Annotated in this window: 15 protein-coding genes; 4 read left to right on the forward strand and 11 right to left on the reverse strand. The window is 69.3% G+C overall.

Annotated elements, in window-relative coordinates; translation table 11 throughout:
* Nucleotides 1-51: 51 nt before the first annotated feature.
* From ACWD3H_RS41955 to ACWD3H_RS41965, 3 genes are all read right to left on the reverse strand, one after another.
* Nucleotides 52-1,266 carry an NADP-dependent isocitrate dehydrogenase gene (locus ACWD3H_RS41955; RefSeq protein ID WP_451958979.1) on the reverse strand — a complete coding sequence of 405 codons (1,215 nt, stop codon included), beginning with the start codon at nt 1,264-1,266 and terminating at the stop codon, nt 52-54.
* A gap of 113 nt (nt 1,267-1,379) precedes the next feature.
* Complete coding sequence (locus ACWD3H_RS41960) at nt 1,380-1,670, reverse strand: DUF3017 domain-containing protein (RefSeq protein ID WP_451958980.1); 291 nt, start codon at nt 1,668-1,670, stop codon at nt 1,380-1,382.
* A 34-nt stretch (nt 1,671-1,704) separates the two neighbouring features.
* Entirely contained in the window at nt 1,705-2,826 is a 1,122-nt protein-coding gene (locus ACWD3H_RS41965; protein ID WP_451958981.1) for a citrate/2-methylcitrate synthase, read from the reverse strand.
* Nucleotides 2,827-3,007: 181 nt separating this feature from the next.
* On the opposite strand from ACWD3H_RS41965, the gene ACWD3H_RS41970 reads away from it, so the two are divergent.
* On the forward strand, nt 3,008-3,661 hold the full coding sequence (locus ACWD3H_RS41970; RefSeq protein ID WP_451958982.1) for an FHA domain-containing protein: 654 nt from the start codon (nt 3,008-3,010) through the stop codon (nt 3,659-3,661).
* A gap of 248 nt (nt 3,662-3,909) precedes the next feature.
* On the opposite strand, the gene ACWD3H_RS41975 is transcribed toward ACWD3H_RS41970, so the two are convergent.
* From ACWD3H_RS41975 to purN, 4 genes are all read right to left on the reverse strand, one after another.
* Entirely contained in the window at nt 3,910-4,770 is an 861-nt protein-coding gene (locus tag ACWD3H_RS41975; protein WP_451958983.1) for a bifunctional methylenetetrahydrofolate dehydrogenase/methenyltetrahydrofolate cyclohydrolase, read from the reverse strand.
* A 13-nt stretch (nt 4,771-4,783) separates the two neighbouring features.
* Nucleotides 4,784-4,966 (reverse strand): hypothetical protein, encoded by a 183-nt coding sequence (locus tag ACWD3H_RS41980; protein WP_350911601.1) that lies wholly within the window; start codon nt 4,964-4,966, stop codon nt 4,784-4,786.
* 151 nt (nt 4,967-5,117) lie between these two features.
* Complete coding sequence (purH, locus tag ACWD3H_RS41985; protein WP_350911599.1) at nt 5,118-6,662, reverse strand: bifunctional phosphoribosylaminoimidazolecarboxamide formyltransferase/IMP cyclohydrolase; 1,545 nt, start codon at nt 6,660-6,662, stop codon at nt 5,118-5,120.
* A gap of 45 nt (nt 6,663-6,707) precedes the next feature.
* Nucleotides 6,708-7,328: a phosphoribosylglycinamide formyltransferase gene (gene purN / locus ACWD3H_RS41990; protein ID WP_355567818.1), complete on the reverse strand. Its 621-nt coding sequence runs from the start codon at nt 7,326-7,328 to the stop codon at nt 6,708-6,710.
* Between the two features lie 79 nt (nt 7,329-7,407).
* On the opposite strand from purN, the gene ACWD3H_RS41995 reads away from it, so the two are divergent.
* Nucleotides 7,408-7,818, forward strand: a complete 411-nt coding sequence (locus ACWD3H_RS41995; protein WP_355567815.1) for a hypothetical protein — start codon at nt 7,408-7,410, stop codon at nt 7,816-7,818.
* A 61-nt stretch (nt 7,819-7,879) separates the two neighbouring features.
* Here ACWD3H_RS41995 and ACWD3H_RS42000 read toward each other — a convergent pair whose 3' ends face one another.
* The 4 genes from ACWD3H_RS42000 to ACWD3H_RS42015 all read right to left on the reverse strand — a co-directional run bounded on the left by ACWD3H_RS42000 (nt 7,880) and on the right by ACWD3H_RS42015 (nt 12,664).
* Nucleotides 7,880-9,541: a cell division protein PerM gene (locus ACWD3H_RS42000; RefSeq protein ID WP_386314521.1), complete on the reverse strand. Its 1,662-nt coding sequence runs from the start codon at nt 9,539-9,541 to the stop codon at nt 7,880-7,882.
* A gap of 360 nt (nt 9,542-9,901) precedes the next feature.
* Nucleotides 9,902-10,777, reverse strand: coding sequence for a succinate--CoA ligase subunit alpha (gene sucD / locus ACWD3H_RS42005; protein WP_350911591.1), 876 nt, complete (start codon nt 10,775-10,777; stop codon nt 9,902-9,904).
* The gene (gene sucC, locus ACWD3H_RS42010) at nt 10,777-11,958 is read right to left on the reverse strand and encodes an ADP-forming succinate--CoA ligase subunit beta (protein ID WP_355567808.1); all 1,182 of its coding nucleotides are present in this window, start codon (nt 11,956-11,958) and stop codon (nt 10,777-10,779) included. Before sucC ends, sucD begins: the two co-directional genes overlap by 1 nt.
* Before the next feature lie 298 nt (nt 11,959-12,256).
* Nucleotides 12,257-12,664: a cobalamin B12-binding domain-containing protein gene (locus ACWD3H_RS42015; protein ID WP_350956138.1), complete on the reverse strand. Its 408-nt coding sequence runs from the start codon at nt 12,662-12,664 to the stop codon at nt 12,257-12,259.
* A gap of 234 nt (nt 12,665-12,898) precedes the next feature.
* On the opposite strand from ACWD3H_RS42015, the gene ACWD3H_RS42020 reads away from it, so the two are divergent.
* A complete protein-coding gene (locus ACWD3H_RS42020) occupies nt 12,899-13,789 on the forward strand; it encodes a hypothetical protein (protein ID WP_451958984.1) in 891 nt (296 codons plus the stop codon).
* 124 nt (nt 13,790-13,913) lie between these two features.
* A complete protein-coding gene (locus ACWD3H_RS42025) occupies nt 13,914-14,891 on the forward strand; it encodes a hypothetical protein (RefSeq protein WP_451958985.1) in 978 nt (325 codons plus the stop codon).
* Nucleotides 14,892-14,987: the final 96 nt, after the last annotated feature.

A 14,987-nucleotide genomic window follows, 5' to 3' on the forward strand; every position in this document is an offset into this window, starting at 1 on the left:
GCCGCCGTAGGGGCGGCCCTTTCCTCTCGGTCGGGGGTTGACCTGACGCGGTCAGACCATCTTCTTCTTCAGGTTCTCGTCCAGCGCCGCCAGGAAGTCCTGGGTGGTCAGCCACTTGGCGTCGCCGCCGACCAGCAGGGCGAGGTCCTTGGTCATCTGACCGCCTTCGACGGTCTCGACGCAGACCTGCTCCAGCTTGTCCGCGAAGTCGATCACCGCGGGGGTGTTGTCGAGCTTGCCGCGGTGCTGGAGGCCCCGGGTCCACGCGAAGATCGAGGCGATCGGGTTCGTGGAGGTGGGGTTGCCCTTCTGGTGCTCACGGTAGTGACGGGTCACCGTGCCGTGGGCGGCCTCGGCCTCGACGGTCCGGCCGTCGGGGGTGAGCAGGACCGAGGTCATCAGGCCGAGGGAGCCGAAGCCCTGGGCGACGGTGTCGGACTGGACGTCGCCGTCGTAGTTCTTGGCGGCCCAGACGTATCCGCCCTCCCACTTGAGCGCCGCGGCGACCATGTCGTCGATCAGGCGGTGCTCGTAGGTGATTCCGGCGGCTTCGAAGTCGGCCTTGAACTCGGTCTCGAAGACCTCGGCGAAGATGTCCTTGAAGCGGCCGTCGTAGGCCTTCAGGATCGTGTTCTTGGTGGAGAGGTAGACCGGGTAGCCGCGCGACAGGCCGTACCGCATGGAGGCGCGGGCGAAGTCGCGGATCGAGTCGTCCAGGTTGTACATCGCCATCGCGATGCCGGGGCCGGGGAAGTCGTAGACGTCGAGCTTGATCGGCTCCGAGCCGTCCTTGGGCGTGTAGGTGAGGGTCAGGGTGCCCTCGCCGGGGATCCTCAGGTCGGTGGCGCGGTACTGGTCGCCGAACGCGTGACGGCCGATGATGATCGGCTTGGTCCAGCCGGGGACGAGCCTCGGCACGTTGGACATGATGATCGGCTCGCGGAAGATGACACCGCCGAGAATGTTACGGATGGTCCCGTTCGGGGACTTCCACATCTTCTTGAGGCCGAACTCCTCGACCCGAGCCTCGTCAGGAGTGATCGTGGCGCACTTGACGCCGACTCCGTACTGCTTGATCGCGTTGGCGGCGTCGATCGTCACCTGGTCGTCGGTGGCGTCGCGGTGCTCGATCCCGAGGTCGTAGTACTTCAGGTCGACGTCGAGGTAGGGAAGGATCAGCTGGTCCTTGATGAACTGCCAGATGATCCGGGTCATCTCGTCGCCGTCAAGCTCGACGACGGGGCCCTCTACCTTGATCTTGGGCATGCGTGTGGTTCCCCTTCTGAACTAAATTGGCCAGACAGTCCTTTTTGAGGCTCACTGGCCGTTGAGGCTATCGGACCGGGCCAACCGCCTTGCGGCGTACCCACTCGTCCGACCTATCGCATCGGCATGAGAGCCGGGAATTCGAGGATCAGCCCGCCCGCCATCAGGGCGATTCCGAGAACGGCGAGGGTGATGGCGTCCGTGGTCTTGCGGCGCACGGCGAGCCGCCCGCCTCCGGCCAGCCGGGCCAGTGCCCCCAGCGTCATGACGGCACCGAGGGCGAAACCGCCCCACTCGGGCATGTCCAGCAGCACCGCGAAGACCATCGCGGCGACCGCACCGGCCACCACCAGCGGATACGGTCCCCAACGTTCCTCGCTCGCGTTCGCCGCTCGCGCGTTCATCGACCCACCCTCCGCTCTCGCCTCTGATTCCGACTCATCGCTCGGCGATCGGCTTCCACTTCTGGTCCCGCTCGCCGATGTACTCGCTGTCCGGGCGGATCAGCCGGTTGTCGGCATGCTGCTCGATGACGTGTGCGGTCCATCCTGACATGCGGCTGACCGAGAAGACCGGGGTGAACAGGTCCGTCGGGATGCCGAGGTAGTGGTAGACCGTCGCCGCGTAGAAGTCGACGTTCGGATAGAGGCCCTTGGTCTCGAAGACGACCTCCTCCATCTCCTTCGACATCCGGTAGTACGTGTCGTCACCGGATGCCTCGCCGAGCTCCCGCGACATCTGGCGCAGGTGCGTGGCGCGCGGGTCCTCGGTCTTGTAGACCCGGTGCCCGAAGCCCATGATCTTCTCGCCCGCGGCGAGCCTTTCGCGTACCGACTGGGCGACGGCGCCCGCGTCGAGCGACTCCAGGGTGCGCATGACCTGCTCGTTGGCGCCGCCGTGCAGGGGGCCCTTGAGGGTGCCGATGGCCGCCACGATGGCCGAGTGCATGTCGGACAGGGTCGCGGCGCAGACCCGGGCGGCGAACGTGGAGGCGTTCATCGTGTGGTCGGCGTGCAGGACCAGGCAGGTGTCGAAGATCTCGACCTCACGCTCACCGGGGGTACGGCCGGTGATCTGGAGGAGGAAGTTCGCCGCCACGCTCAGGGAGGGGTCCGGGTCACGGACGACGGCACCGGTCCTGGCCGCGTGGTAGCGGGCGACGAGGATCGGCTGCTGCGCGGTCAACCTGGCGGCCTTGCGCAGGTTCGCCTCGGGGGCGTTGGACTCCTTGTCCGGATCATCACCTCCGGCCAGCGAGACCAGCGTGCGCAGCGCCTCCATCGGGGCCTGTCTCTCCGCGATCTCCGAGATGTTGGCCTCGACGAGCGTGCCGAGCGTACGCCCTCGAACCAGTTCCTCTTCGTACGCCGAGAGCTGTTCCCGGGTGGGGAGCGTGCCGTACTGCAGCAGGTGCGCGGTCTCTTCGAAGGTGGTGCGGCCGGCCAGATCGTGGATGTCGTAGCCACGATAGAAGAGGCGACCGGCCTGACCGTCGATGTCGCTGAGCGCTGTGGACGCGGCTACGACATCGGCGAGACCTTTGGTGGGCTTGTCCGCCATGAGTGTTTCCTCCGCTTATCTGTGCCCGAAGTCTACCTGTGAGCAGCGGAAACCCTCCCGAGAGGTCCAGGCCAATTTCAGGAATGATTCTCCTTCTGGCAAAGGCGATTCCCCATCACCTCGTTTGGGTAAGCCGGAGCTGTAGGAATAGTTACGGCGGGCTACCTGGGGAGGAACTGCCGTGGAGGGGCCGTTCATACGCATCGAGGACACCGGTGAAGTGGTCCCGTTGCGCCCCGAGATCACGACGATCGGACGTGGCCGTGGAGTGGACATCCGGCTGACCGATCCGAGTGTGTCCCGGCTACACGCGGAATTCGTCCGGCGTGGACCCTACCTGTATGTCGTTGATCTGGGCCTGTCCCGCAACGGCACTCGGGTCAACGGCCGACCGATCGCCCGGAGGGTGCTTGACGACGGTGACGTGGTGTCCTTCGGCGCGGCACGAGGCAGGATCGGCGGGGTGCCTCGCGAGGACTTCGCCCCGGAGGTCGAGCTCCGCCGCGCCGCGGCACCGGAGCTGACCAGGCGGGAGGTGGACGTCCTGACGTCGCTCTGCCGTCCGGCGTTGTCGGACGAGGCGTTCGTCGCACCGGCCACGGCCAGGGAGATCGCCGACGACCTGGTGGTGACGGAGGCGGCTGTCAAGCAGCACCTCCTGCGTCTCTACCAGAAGTTCCGGATCCCCGAGGGGACCAACCGGCGCACCAGGCTGGCGAACGAGGTCGTCGCCCTGGGGCTGGTGAGGCCCACCCCCGTGGTGCCCTCGCAGCGCGCCACCGGTACCCCGGAGTCCCAGCCGGCGGCCACCGCCGCGAACCGCAGGGCGTCGTAGCCGGGCCACCCGAGAGACCGGCAGCACCCGGGTGACCGGTCCCGTCCTGGGACCGGTCACCCGGGGATATCGGCCTGCTCGGCGAGGCCTGTCCGGTGGGACTTCTTCGATGAGGTCTGTCCCGCGAAGCCGGCCTCGTGAGACCGGCCCGATGAGACCGGCCCGATGAGACCGGCCCGATGAGACCGGCCCGATGAGACCGGCCCGATGAGACCGGCCCGTACGCGGGATCCTGCCTGCCCGCGGGGTCAGCCCCGCTCGCGGGCGTGCCTCTCCGCGGCCTCGACCACGTTGGTGAGCAGCATGGCCCGGGTCATCGGGCCCACACCGCCGGGGTTGGGGGTGAGGAAGCCCGCGACCTCCTCGACGCCGGGGGCGATGTCACCGGCGATCTTCCCGTCGACCCGGGAGACGCCGACGTCCAGCACGGCGGCGCCCGGCTTCACCATGTCCGCGGTGATCAGATGCGGCACCCCGGCCGCGGCGACGACGATGTCGGCGCGCCTGGTGTGGGCCGCGAGGTCCTGGGTGCCGGTGTGGCAGAGGGTGACCGTGGCGTTCTCCGAGCGGCGGGTCAGCAGCAGGCCGAGCGAGCGGCCCACGGTGATACCGCGGCCGACCACGACGACCTCCGCCCCCTTGAGCGGCACCCCGTACTCCTGCAGGAGCACGACGATGCCGTACGGCGTGCAGGGCAGCGGCGCGTCGACCATGTGGACCAGACGGCCCAGGTTGGCCGGGTGGAGGCCGTCGGCGTCCTTCGCCGGGTCCATCCGCTCGATCAGCGCCTGCGTGTCGAGGTGACGGGGCAGCGGGAGCTGGACGATGTAGCCGGTGCACTCCTCGGAGGCGTTGAGCTCGTCGACGACCGCCTCGACCTCGGCCTGGGTGGCGTTCTCCGGCAGGTCCCTGCGGAGGGAGGAGATGCCGACCTCCGCGCAGTCGCGGTGCTTGCCCGCCACGTAGATCTGGCTGCCCGGGTCCTCTCCCACCAGAACCGTGCCGAGCCCGGGGACGATGCCCTGCTCCTTCAGCGCGGTCACCCGCGTCGTGAGGTCTGCCTTGATCTTTGCCGCTGTGGCCTTGCCGTCGAGAATCCGCGCACTCATACCGCCAACCCTCTCACGAGGACGGATCGCGCTCCGCTTCCCTCCGCTCGATGATCCTGCGGGTGAAGGGGATCCACTCCACGACCCGCCCGCCGAGGTAGGCCGCACCGAGCGCGATGATGATCATCATCCATGGGCTACCCCAGAAATCCTGCATGATCACAAAGGAGTACAGGGCGTGGTCGAGCAGTGGCATGAGGGGTCTCCGCGACAGGAACGAAAGGGACGCTTCAGACTAATCGCAGGTCAAACCTTTTTCACCCAAGTAATCCTGTCTAATTCGCCACTCTCCTATCTCCCGGGTACGGCTGCCACACCTGTGCGGCAGCCGCACCCGGGAGAGGAGATCAGTGAAAGAAGTGACGGGTGCCGGTGAAGTAGAGGGTCACTCCCGCCGCCTCGGCCGCGGCGATGACCTCCTCGTCCCTGATCGAGCCACCCGGCTCCACGACCGCCTTCACTCCCGCGTCGATGAGGATCTGTAGGCCGTCGGCGAAGGGGAAGAACGCGTCGGAGGCCGCCGCGGCCCCCTGAACGCGCTCGCCCGCCCTGGAGACCGCGAGCCGTGCCGAGTCGACCCGGTTGACCTGGCCCATGCCGACGCCCACGCTCGCGCCGTCCGCGGCCAGCAGGATCGCGTTGGACTTCACCGAGCGGCACGCCCTCCAGGCGAAGGCCAGATCCGCGAGGACCTCGGCGGAGGCGGCGGGCCCCGCCTTCAGTTCCCAGGTGGACGGGTCGTCGCCCGGGGCGTCGACCCGGTCGGCGTTCTGCACCAGCAGGCCGCCGTCGATCCGGCGGAACTCCAGCGGGTTGGACGGCCCCCGCGGGCAGGCCAGCAGCCGGATGTTCTTCTTACCGGTGAGCTGCGCCAGCGCCTCGGCCGTGTAGGAGGGAGCCACCACGACCTCGGTGAACACCTCGGCGATCTGGCGGGCCAGTTCCTCGGTCACCTCCGCGTTGACCGCGATCACGCCGCCGTACGCGGAGACGGGGTCGCAGGCGTGTGCCTTGCGGTGCGCCTCGGCGACGTCGGCGCCGACCGCGATGCCGCACGGGTTCTGGTGCTTGATGATCGCCACGGCGGGCCCGTCGAAGTCCCACGCCGCCCGCCAGGCGGCGTCGGCGTCCAGGTAGTTGTTGTAGGACATCTCCTTGCCGTGCAGCTGCTCGGCGTCCGCCAGGCCGGCTTTCCCGCTGGAGTACAGGGCCGCGCCCTGGTGCGGGTTCTCGCCGTAGCGCAGCGGCGACTTGAGCTCCCAGGCCGCGCCCAGGTAGCCCGGCCACACGCCCTCCTCGGCCGCGTAGACGTCCGCGAACCAGGTGGCCACCGCGGTGTCGTAGGAGGCGGTGTGCGCGTACGCGGCGGCGGCCAGACGGCGGCGCTCGGTGAGGGTGAAGCCGCCCGCGGCGACCGCGGCGAGCACGTCACCGTAGGAGGCCGGGTCGACCACGACCGCGGCGGTGCCGTGGTTCTTGGCCCCGGCCCGGATCATCGCGGGACCGCCGATGTCGATCTGCTCCACGCACTCGGCGCCGGAGGCGCCGGAGGCCACGGTCTCCTGGAACGGGTAGAGGTTGACCACCACCAGCTCGAACGGCTCGATCTCCAGCTCTTCGAGCTGCTTGACGTGGGAGGGGTTGCCGCCGTCGGCCAGCAGGCCGGCGTGCACGCGCGGGTGCAGCGTCTTGACCCGGCCGTCGAGGCACTCGGGGAAGCCGGTCAGCGACTCGACGGGAGTGACGGGGACGCCGAAAGAGGTGATCTTCGCGGCGGTGCCCCCGGTGGAGACGATCTCCACACCCGCGGCGTCGAGCCCACGGGCCAACTCCTCCAGCCCGCTCTTGTCATACACCGCGATCAACGCGCGCCGGATGGCGATGCGGGTCACTTCGTGCTCCTCCTGGTTGGTTCCGGTTTCTCCGGGGCGCCCGGCTCATCCACCGGGTCGTCCGAATCGAACAGTCCTGCCGATGACGGTCCAGCCCTCGCGGGCCATCCGGCCGACGGTGTCGACGAGCAGATGACGCTCGACGGACTTGATGCGCTCGTGCAGTGCCGCCTCGTCGTCGTCGTCCAGCACGGGCACGGCCTCCTGGGCGATGATCGGCCCGGTGTCGACACCCGCGTCGGCGAGCATCACGGTGCAGCCGGTGACGCGCACGCCGTACGAGAGCGCGTCGCGCACACCGTGCGCGCCCGGGAAGGAGGGCAGCAGCGCGGGATGGGTGTTGAGGACCGGGAAGGCCTCCAGCGTCGGCTTGCCGAGAATCTTCATGAACCCCGCGCAGACCACGAGGTCCGGCCGGTACGCCGCGATACGGGCGGCGAGCGCCCGATCCCAGTCCTCGCGGGTGGGGTGGTCGGCCATCCTCTCCACGAAGGTCGGCACCCCCGCGCGCTGCGCGCGTGCCAGCCCCTCGACACCGCCGCGATCGGCACCCACGGCCACCACTCTGGCGCCGTAGGTCTCGTCTGCCACAGCGTCCAGAAGGGCCTGTAGGTTGGTTCCAGAACCGGACACGAGGACCACAAGCCGAACGGCCTGGGATGACACCGACGCACTCCATTCGGACGGGGACTCACGCCGCTGCAAGGGTATCGGCCTGTCCGCACGAACGATGCAAGGAGGTCAGGTGACACTGCCGGTCCAGGTACGGTCCACCGAGAGCGCCGGTCGAAGGGCCCTATGGCTCGCGGTCACCGCGGTGGTGATGACGTTGGTGCTCCCCCTCGCGGGACTCGTCATGGCGATTTTCGCCCTTGTCACCTCAATCCGTGCGATCCCCGCGCTGCGTTCCGTCCCTAAACCCATCGGCACCGCCGTGGCGGGCATCGTGCTCTCCGCCGGGGCGCTGCTGGTGTCGGCCGGGGTGACCGCGATGCAGTTCTACTTCAGCGACGAGCTGGCCGCCTATACCGAGTGCGGTAAGGGAGCGGGCACCATCTCGGCGCAGAACGATTGCGTGGAGCGGCTTGAGCGGGCCATGGAGAAGAAGATGCCCTTCGTCCAGCCCGGCCAGCTGCAGTTCCCCTTCCCTCCCTGAGCGGGTCGCCTGATCGACACGCCTGGGACGAGACGGCCGGGCAGGTGATCCGCGACAGCGCTCAGTCGCGGTCCCAGGCGTAGGGGTCGACGTAGATCACATGGCCGCCCTTGTCGTCGGTCTCGTCGACGATGTCGCGCCGGGGCGGGCGCGGCGGCTCGGGGCGGTGGGCCTTCGGCGAGCTCTCCGCGGCGGCCGAGGCGTGCTCGTCCTCCCAGTCGTCCCTGATGACCGGGATCGGCTGGGTGTCGCACTCCGTGGCGTCCAGCCAGTGACCGGGGAGCTTGCGGAGCTCCTCCGACTCGGCGAAGCCGACCTTGCTGGCCACCGAGCCGGCGGCCTTGGCGATCTTGACTCCGGCCTTGCGGACCGGCGCGGTGGCCGTGCCGACCCTGGCCGCCGCCTTGGTGACCGCCGCGTTGTGCCCCCGGAAGATCAGCCACCAGTTGGCCAGCCCGGCGGCGATCCCCGCCGCGACACCCACCTCCAGCGTCACCGAGAGCATCACCTCCCACCCCGCCGGTCCCACCGCGGACAGCCTGGCGCCACCGAGCGGGCCACCGGAGAGCGCCGCCAGCAGACCCGCCACCGCCCCGGTCGCCAGCCCGCAGGCGAACCCCCACAGCGGTGCTCCCTCGTACGAGGGGGAGGGCGAGATCCGGACGACCAGGACGCCCGCCACCGCGCCGGCCAGGAAAGGCACCGCGATCACGACCATCACCCAGGCGGGGGTCGGGCCCGCCTCCGGCAGCGCGCCCAGGATCGGCAGGCTCGGCACCGTGCCCAGTTGCACGCCCGTCGGCGCGACCAGCGTGCCGGTGCCGACCGCGAAACCGGGTCCCGCGATGTAGGCCATGCCCCAGATGACGGCGTTGAGCAGGTAGAGCCCCTGGATCAGCAGGAGCAGCAGCCCGCCGACGAACCCCGGGGAAAGGATCCCGGACAGCTCCCCGACCTGCCCGAAGTTGACCGCGACGGCCCCGAGCACCATGACGGCGCCCGCCACGAGCATGATCATCAGTGCGGCGGACGTGCCGACCACCACCGAGCGCAGCCGCTCGGGCAGCAGGCGCAGCATCGATCGCCAGGGCCCGATCGTCCTGGCGACGGCCACGGAGCCCGCGATGAAGGCCAGCACCAGATGGCTGACCAGCACTTCACCGAGGAAGGGCTGGGTGATCTCGTTCCTGGCGACCAGCGCGATGATCCCGGCCAGCAGCGCGTACGGCGCCGCCAGTGAGATGCCCGCCTGGGCGATCAGGATCAGCTGTGCCCTGCGGCGGGCGTTGGACACCTCCTTGGGAGTGTTCTTGGGCAGCCGGGCGGGCAGCCGGAGCCGCAGGTCCGCGTCCCTGGCCATCCACATCCCGGCGCGGTACAGCAGGAAGGCGGGCAGGACCGTCAGTCCGAGCGGGAGCAGGCCCACCGAGCCGCCGGGGATCGCGAAGCCCGCGTGGTGCGCGGCCAGCCAGAGCTGCGAGGCGGTACGGAACACCGCGGGCAGACCGGAACCGAGCGCGCCGCGCGGTGCGGCGATCCAGCCGACCAGGGTGAGCGTGGTGAGCACCGCCAGGCCCACGCCGAGCGTCCAGGCGGCCGCGAGCATCCCGGAGACGGGAAGCGGCCGGCGGACGTCGTCGTCGTCACCCGTGAGGCCGGGCAGGGGGATACGGCTGAGGACGTTACGGGGAGCCGTCCGGAGCTGATCGAAGAGGGCCGTCACAGTAGTCGATGGTCTCAGGATCTTCGGTGCGGAAGAGACTTCCGCGCCCCGCGTGTCGCGGACGGCGTGACAGAAGCGGCCTGTGGTATTCCGGCGAAGCCGGTCCGGGACACCCCGCGCGCCGCGCGCGGTCTTCCCCGTGCCATCCCGCCCGTGCCGTCCCGGATGTCACCGATACGGGACAGCCGACCGGACATCGGTGACATCCGGGACGGCGAAGGGCGCCCGGCGGGATGCCGGGCGCCCTCGGTCGTACTCGGTGCGGCGGAACCCGCGCGCGGTGCCGGCGGCGGGGGCGCCGCCGGCTCGCGCGGGACCGTGCCGCGTTCGCTCACCCGGGACTCGCGTCCCGGACCCCCGTCAGAGGGACTCGATGACCTCGCGCATCAGGCGGGCGGTCTCGCTCGGGGTCTTGCCGACGCGGACGCCGACCTTCTCCAGAGCGTCCTTCTTGGCCTGGGCGGTGCCGGCCGAACCGGACACGATCGCGCCCGCGTGGCCCATGGTCTTGCCCTCGGGGGCGGTGAAGCCCGCCACGTAGGCGACGACCGGCTTGGTGACGTGCTGCTCGATGTAGGCGGCCGCGCGCTCCTCGGCGTCGCCGCCGATCTCGCCGATCATCACGATCGCGTCGGTGCCCGGGTCGTCCTGGAAGGCCTGCAGCGCGTCGATGTGGGTGGTGCCGATGACCGGGTCGCCACCGATGCCCACCGCGGTGGAGAAGCCGATGTCACGCAGCTCGTACATGAGCTGGTAGGTCAGCGTGCCCGACTTCGAGACCAGGCCGATGCGGCCGGCGCTGGTGATGTCGGCCGGGATGATGCCCGCGTTGGAGGCGCCGGGCGAGGCGATGCCGGGGCAGTTCGGCCCGATGATGCGGGTCTTGCCGCCCTTGGCGATCGCGTAGGCCCAGAACTCGGTGGTGTCGTGGATCGGGACACCCTCGGTGATGACCACGCAGAGCGGGATCTCGGCGTCGATGGCCTCCTTGACGGCGTCCTTGGTGAACGCCGGGGGCACGAAGACGACCGACACGTCGGCGCCGGTCTCCTTCATGGCCTCGGCGACGGTGCCGAAGACGGGCAGGCCCTCGTGGACGGTGCCGGCCTTGCGGGCGTTGACACCGCCGACGACGCGGGCACCGGAGGCGAGCATGCGGCGGGTGTGCTTGGTGCCCTCACCGCCGGTCATGCCCTGGACGATGATCTTGCTGTTCTCGGTCAGCCAGATGGCCATTACGCACCTACCGCGGCGAGCTCGGCGGCGCGCTTGGCCGCATCGTCCATGGTGTCCACCAGTTCGACGCCGGAAAGCTTGGCGTCGGAGAGAATCTGCCGCCCGAGTTCGGCGTTGTTGCCGTCCAGCCGGACGACCAGCGGGCGGCTCACGGCCTCGCCGCGGGACTCCAGCAGCTGGAAGGCCGAGACGATGCCGTTGGCGACCGCGTCACAGGCGGTGATGCCGCCGAAGACGTTGACGAAGATCGACTTCACCGCGGGGTCGGAGATGATGATCTCCAGGCCGGCCGCCATCACCTCGGCCGAGGCGCCGCCGCCGATGTCGAGGAAGTTGGCGGGCTTGGGCTGGCCGGGGAAGGCCTCGCCGGCGTAGGCGACGACGTCCAGGGTCGACATGACCAGACCCGCACCGTTGCCGATGATGCCGACGGAGCCGTCGAGCTTGACGTAGTTGAGGTCCTTGGCCTTGGCCGCGGCCTCCAGCGGGTCCTCGGCGGCCTTGTCCTCAAGGGCCTCGTGGTCCGCCTGGCGGAAGGACGCGTTGTCGTCGAGGGTGACCTTGCCGTCGAGGGCCTTGACCTGACCGTCCGCGGACAGGATCATCGGGTTGACCTCGACGAGCGAGGCGTCCTCGTCGACGAAGGCGCACCAGAGCTTCTCGATGAGGTCGGCGGCGCCGTCGAGCGACGCCTCCGGCAGGCCGCCGGCCTGGGCGATCTCGCGGGCCCTGGCCCGGTCGACGCCGTCCAGGGGGGAGATCGGAACCTGCGCCACCTTCTCGGGGTTGGTGTGCGCGACCTCTTCGATCTCCATGCCGCCCGCGGCGGAGCAGATGGCGAGGAACGTGCGGTTCGCGCGGTCGAGCAGGAAGGAGAAGTAGTACTCCTCCGCGATCGCGCTGGCCTCCTCGACCAGGACCTTGTGGACCGTGTGGCCCTTGATGTCCATGCCGAGGATGTCGGTGGCCTTGCTTGCGGCGTCGGCGGCGTCGTCAGCCACCTTCACGCCACCGGCCTTGCCGCGGCCACCGGTCTTGACCTGGGCCTTGACGACAACACGGCCGGTCAGCTGCTCGGCTGCCGCCCGTGCCTCCTCCACGGTGTGCGCGACGATACCGCGCGGCACCGGGATGCCGTACTCCGCGAAGAGCTCCTTCGCCTGATGTTCGAACAGGTCCACGAGGGTCCGTCCTTGCTTGTCCGGCTGGTGTATAGACTGGTGTATAGATCTGAGTGGGCCGGCTCCACGATCGAAGGGGGAGCGCGGCGGTTTTGCGCCAATGAAGCGTAGCCCGCCTCATGGCATGGCCAGGTAACCGGGTCCCAGATCGCGCATCCCGAATGTTGTTCGCGTCGCCATGACCGGACGTCGTCCGGCACCTGTCGCCAGACCGGTGTGGCATGGCCGTCCGCGGAAAGACCTGCCGGTGAGAGGGGTCGCGGGCGCCCCGAACCTCGTCGGAACTCGCCGGATCTCGTCAGACGGGCGAGGGGATCGCGCTCCGTACCCAGTCGACGATCTCCTGGGTGGTGGCGCCCGGGGTGAAGATCCGCGCGACGCCCATCTCCTGGAGCGCGGGCATGTCGGCCTCGGGGATGATCCCGCCGCCGAACACCACGATGTCACTCGCGTCGTTCTCCCTCAGCAGCTCCAGCACCCTGGCGAAGAGCGTCATGTGCGCGCCGGACAGGATGGACAGCCCGATCGCCGCGGCGTCCTCCTGGATCGCGGTGCGCACCACCTGCTCCGGGGTCTGGTGCAGGCCCGTGTAGACGACCTCCATCCCGGCGTCCCGCAGCGCCCTGGCCACGATCTTCACCCCCCTGTCATGGCCGTCCAGCCCCGGCTTGGCGATGACGACGCGAATCCTCGGCACGGCGTCCATCCAGACCTCCTCCTCCGCGCTCTCCTCGCAGCGTAACCGGCCTCATCTCGCCGGAGCCTTCCCGCCACCGCGATTCTCGGCCCCTCGAATCCGCCGTCGCGGTCTCGCGGAGCCTTCGCGTGCCGTACGGCTCAAACTCGCGCAATCCATGGACGCGAGTTGTTGGTGCGCGCCATAGCCCGCGGGCCGGGGGTTGGCTAGCTTGGCGGATCTTGACTCCTGGGGAGGAATCCGATGAGACGGTGGGTCACTCTGCTCGCGGTCGTACTGGCCGGTTCGGTGCTGCCCATGTCGGCGGCGGAGGCGGCGGGAACGGCGGGTGCCGGGGTCGCGGGGGTGGCACCGCCGCCGTCTCCGGTGACGAGGCTGAGGCAGCAGTTCGGCGAGCACACGGGGCTGCGGATCTCCGACGTCGGGCGCGTCTATCGGGGCGGCAAGGCGGTGGTCACCATCTGGCGCAAGGGCCGGGTGGAGTTCGACGAGACCGGGGTGTACGGCACGGACACGGTGGGACGGACCGAGCTGGGCAGAGGGGCCGTGAAGGAGCTGGAGCGGCAGCTCGGCCGGCAGCTCGGCTCGACCCGGGTGATCTGTTTCCCGAACGAGGCGTACCTCTCCGGGCCCGGCTACGAGACCTGGCTGCCCGAGGGGAAGACCTGGCTCGGGCTGATCGGCCCGGCGAACATCAAGCAGACCGCCGCCCTGCCGCAGATCGTTGACATCTTCGAGCCCGCCACCCTGGGCACCCTGCTGTCCCACACCGCCGTGCGCAGGAAGCTGCGCTCGGGCACGTTCCTGCAGGGCGCCGTGACGCTGCGCACGCTCTACAAGGCCTCCCCCTCGCTCCGCGACAGGCTGGCCGGGCCGCCCAAGGGCAGGAGCGCCAGGATCCCGGTCGGCTTCAGGCTCTGGCTGGACCGCTCGAACCTGGTCCGCAGGCTGAGCACCACCTGGCGGCAGCCGCTCGGCGGCAGTCCCGGCAAGTACACGACCACGGTGGTGGACACCCGCTACACCGGCTGGGGCTCGTCCGTCACCCTCGTTCCGCCGCCTCCCGAGGACACCGCCGACGCCGGCCGGGTCGGCGCCGACTTCCCCGAGCCGGCGGTCCTGCCGATCGGCTGAATCGCGAAAAAACAAATCCGACGGTCCATGATTGACCGGAAACCAAATATCCGCACCGCCTTCCGACGCCCGGGGAGGCGTCTCTGCACGAAATATGCACGTTTAATTCAAGGCAATCCTCCAAATGCGCTACCCTTTCGTGATCTTGCACAGCGAGAGTGTGTCATCCCCTCCCCGACGGGGCGGAGGGGTCAGTCAGGAGGATTTTCCTTTGAAGCGATACATCGCCGGACTGGCGTGCGCCGCAACGGCCGTACTCGGCGCTCCGGCGCTGGCATCGGCCGCGCACGCACAGGCCGCCGATCCGATCACCGCGCTGAAGGGTCAGCTCAAAAACGGCCATGGCGTCACCTACGTCGACATCCTGAAGACGCAGGGCAGCTCCAAGAACACGATTGCCGGCCACCGCAAGGGTGAATTGCAGTTCAGCACCTCCGGGATCAGCGCGTCGGACCACACCACCCAGCTGCGTTTCGATGAGGGTGCCTTCGAATTCGGCACCGGAGAAGGCGGCACCGAGGAAACCGAGGAGCAGAAGAAGTTCAGCAAGCTGCTCGCCGGACTGGCCGAGCCCGAACGAGTCGTCCGGGTCAAGAAAAAGGCGTACCTCTCAGGCGGGGCCTTTGGCCAGTTTCTGCCGCAGGACAAGCCCTGGCTCGGGTACCCGGGGGACACGCTCGGCGTGACCGGCTCGATGGGCCAGCTCATCAACGTCGCCGAGCCCGCGACCCTCAAGACCCTCCTCGCGCACGCCACGGTCAAGAAGCCGACCGCCTACGCTGGGAAGATCACTTTCGGTGAGCTGCAGAAGGTCTCGCCGTGGTTCCGCGCGTCACACGATGGTGGGAAGCTCTCCGGCGAACAGGCCAAGACCACGATCAACTGGAAGCTGTTCCTGAACGCCGACCGGCTCCCCGCGAGACTGGCGACCTCGTACACGCAGTTCTCGAGTGGGCCGACCTGGACCGTCGACACCCGCTACACCGACTGGGGTTCGAAGGTCACGATCGACGCCCCGCCGGCCGACCAGGTCGCCACGGTGAAGGAACTGCAGGCGGGCTTCGAAGCCGACACGCCCATCCCGCTGCTGACCGTCAAGTGATCCTTCCGCGCTGATCACACCCGGCACCGGACGGCCGCCTCCCGCACCGTGACCACCACGGACACCGGTCCTTCCGCCCCTGCCGCGACACATGGC

Source organism: Streptosporangium sp. NPDC002607, from assembly GCF_053592655.1.

What these genes read in the sequence shown, in the direction of transcription:
- ACWD3H_RS42025 (WP_451958985.1), top strand. Translation starts at nt 13,914, where the DNA reads ATGCGCTACCCTTTCGTGATCTTGCACAGCGAGAGTGTGTCATCCCCT.
- sucD (WP_350911591.1), bottom strand. Translation starts at nt 10,777, where the DNA reads ATGGCCATCTGGCTGACCGAGAACAGCAAGATCATCGTCCAGGGCATG.
- ACWD3H_RS41960 (WP_451958980.1), bottom strand. Translation starts at nt 1,670, where the DNA reads ATGAACGCGCGAGCGGCGAACGCGAGCGAGGAACGTTGGGGACCGTAT.
- ACWD3H_RS42020 (WP_451958984.1), top strand. Translation starts at nt 12,899, where the DNA reads ATGAGACGGTGGGTCACTCTGCTCGCGGTCGTACTGGCCGGTTCGGTG.
- ACWD3H_RS41975 (WP_451958983.1), bottom strand. Translation starts at nt 4,770, where the DNA reads ATGAGTGCGCGGATTCTCGACGGCAAGGCCACAGCGGCAAAGATCAAG.
- ACWD3H_RS41965 (WP_451958981.1), bottom strand. Translation starts at nt 2,826, where the DNA reads ATGGCGGACAAGCCCACCAAAGGTCTCGCCGATGTCGTAGCCGCGTCC.
- ACWD3H_RS42015 (WP_350956138.1), bottom strand. Translation starts at nt 12,664, where the DNA reads ATGGACGCCGTGCCGAGGATTCGCGTCGTCATCGCCAAGCCGGGGCTG.
- ACWD3H_RS41955 (WP_451958979.1), bottom strand. Translation starts at nt 1,266, where the DNA reads ATGCCCAAGATCAAGGTAGAGGGCCCCGTCGTCGAGCTTGACGGCGAC.
- ACWD3H_RS41980 (WP_350911601.1), bottom strand. Translation starts at nt 4,966, where the DNA reads ATGCCACTGCTCGACCACGCCCTGTACTCCTTTGTGATCATGCAGGAT.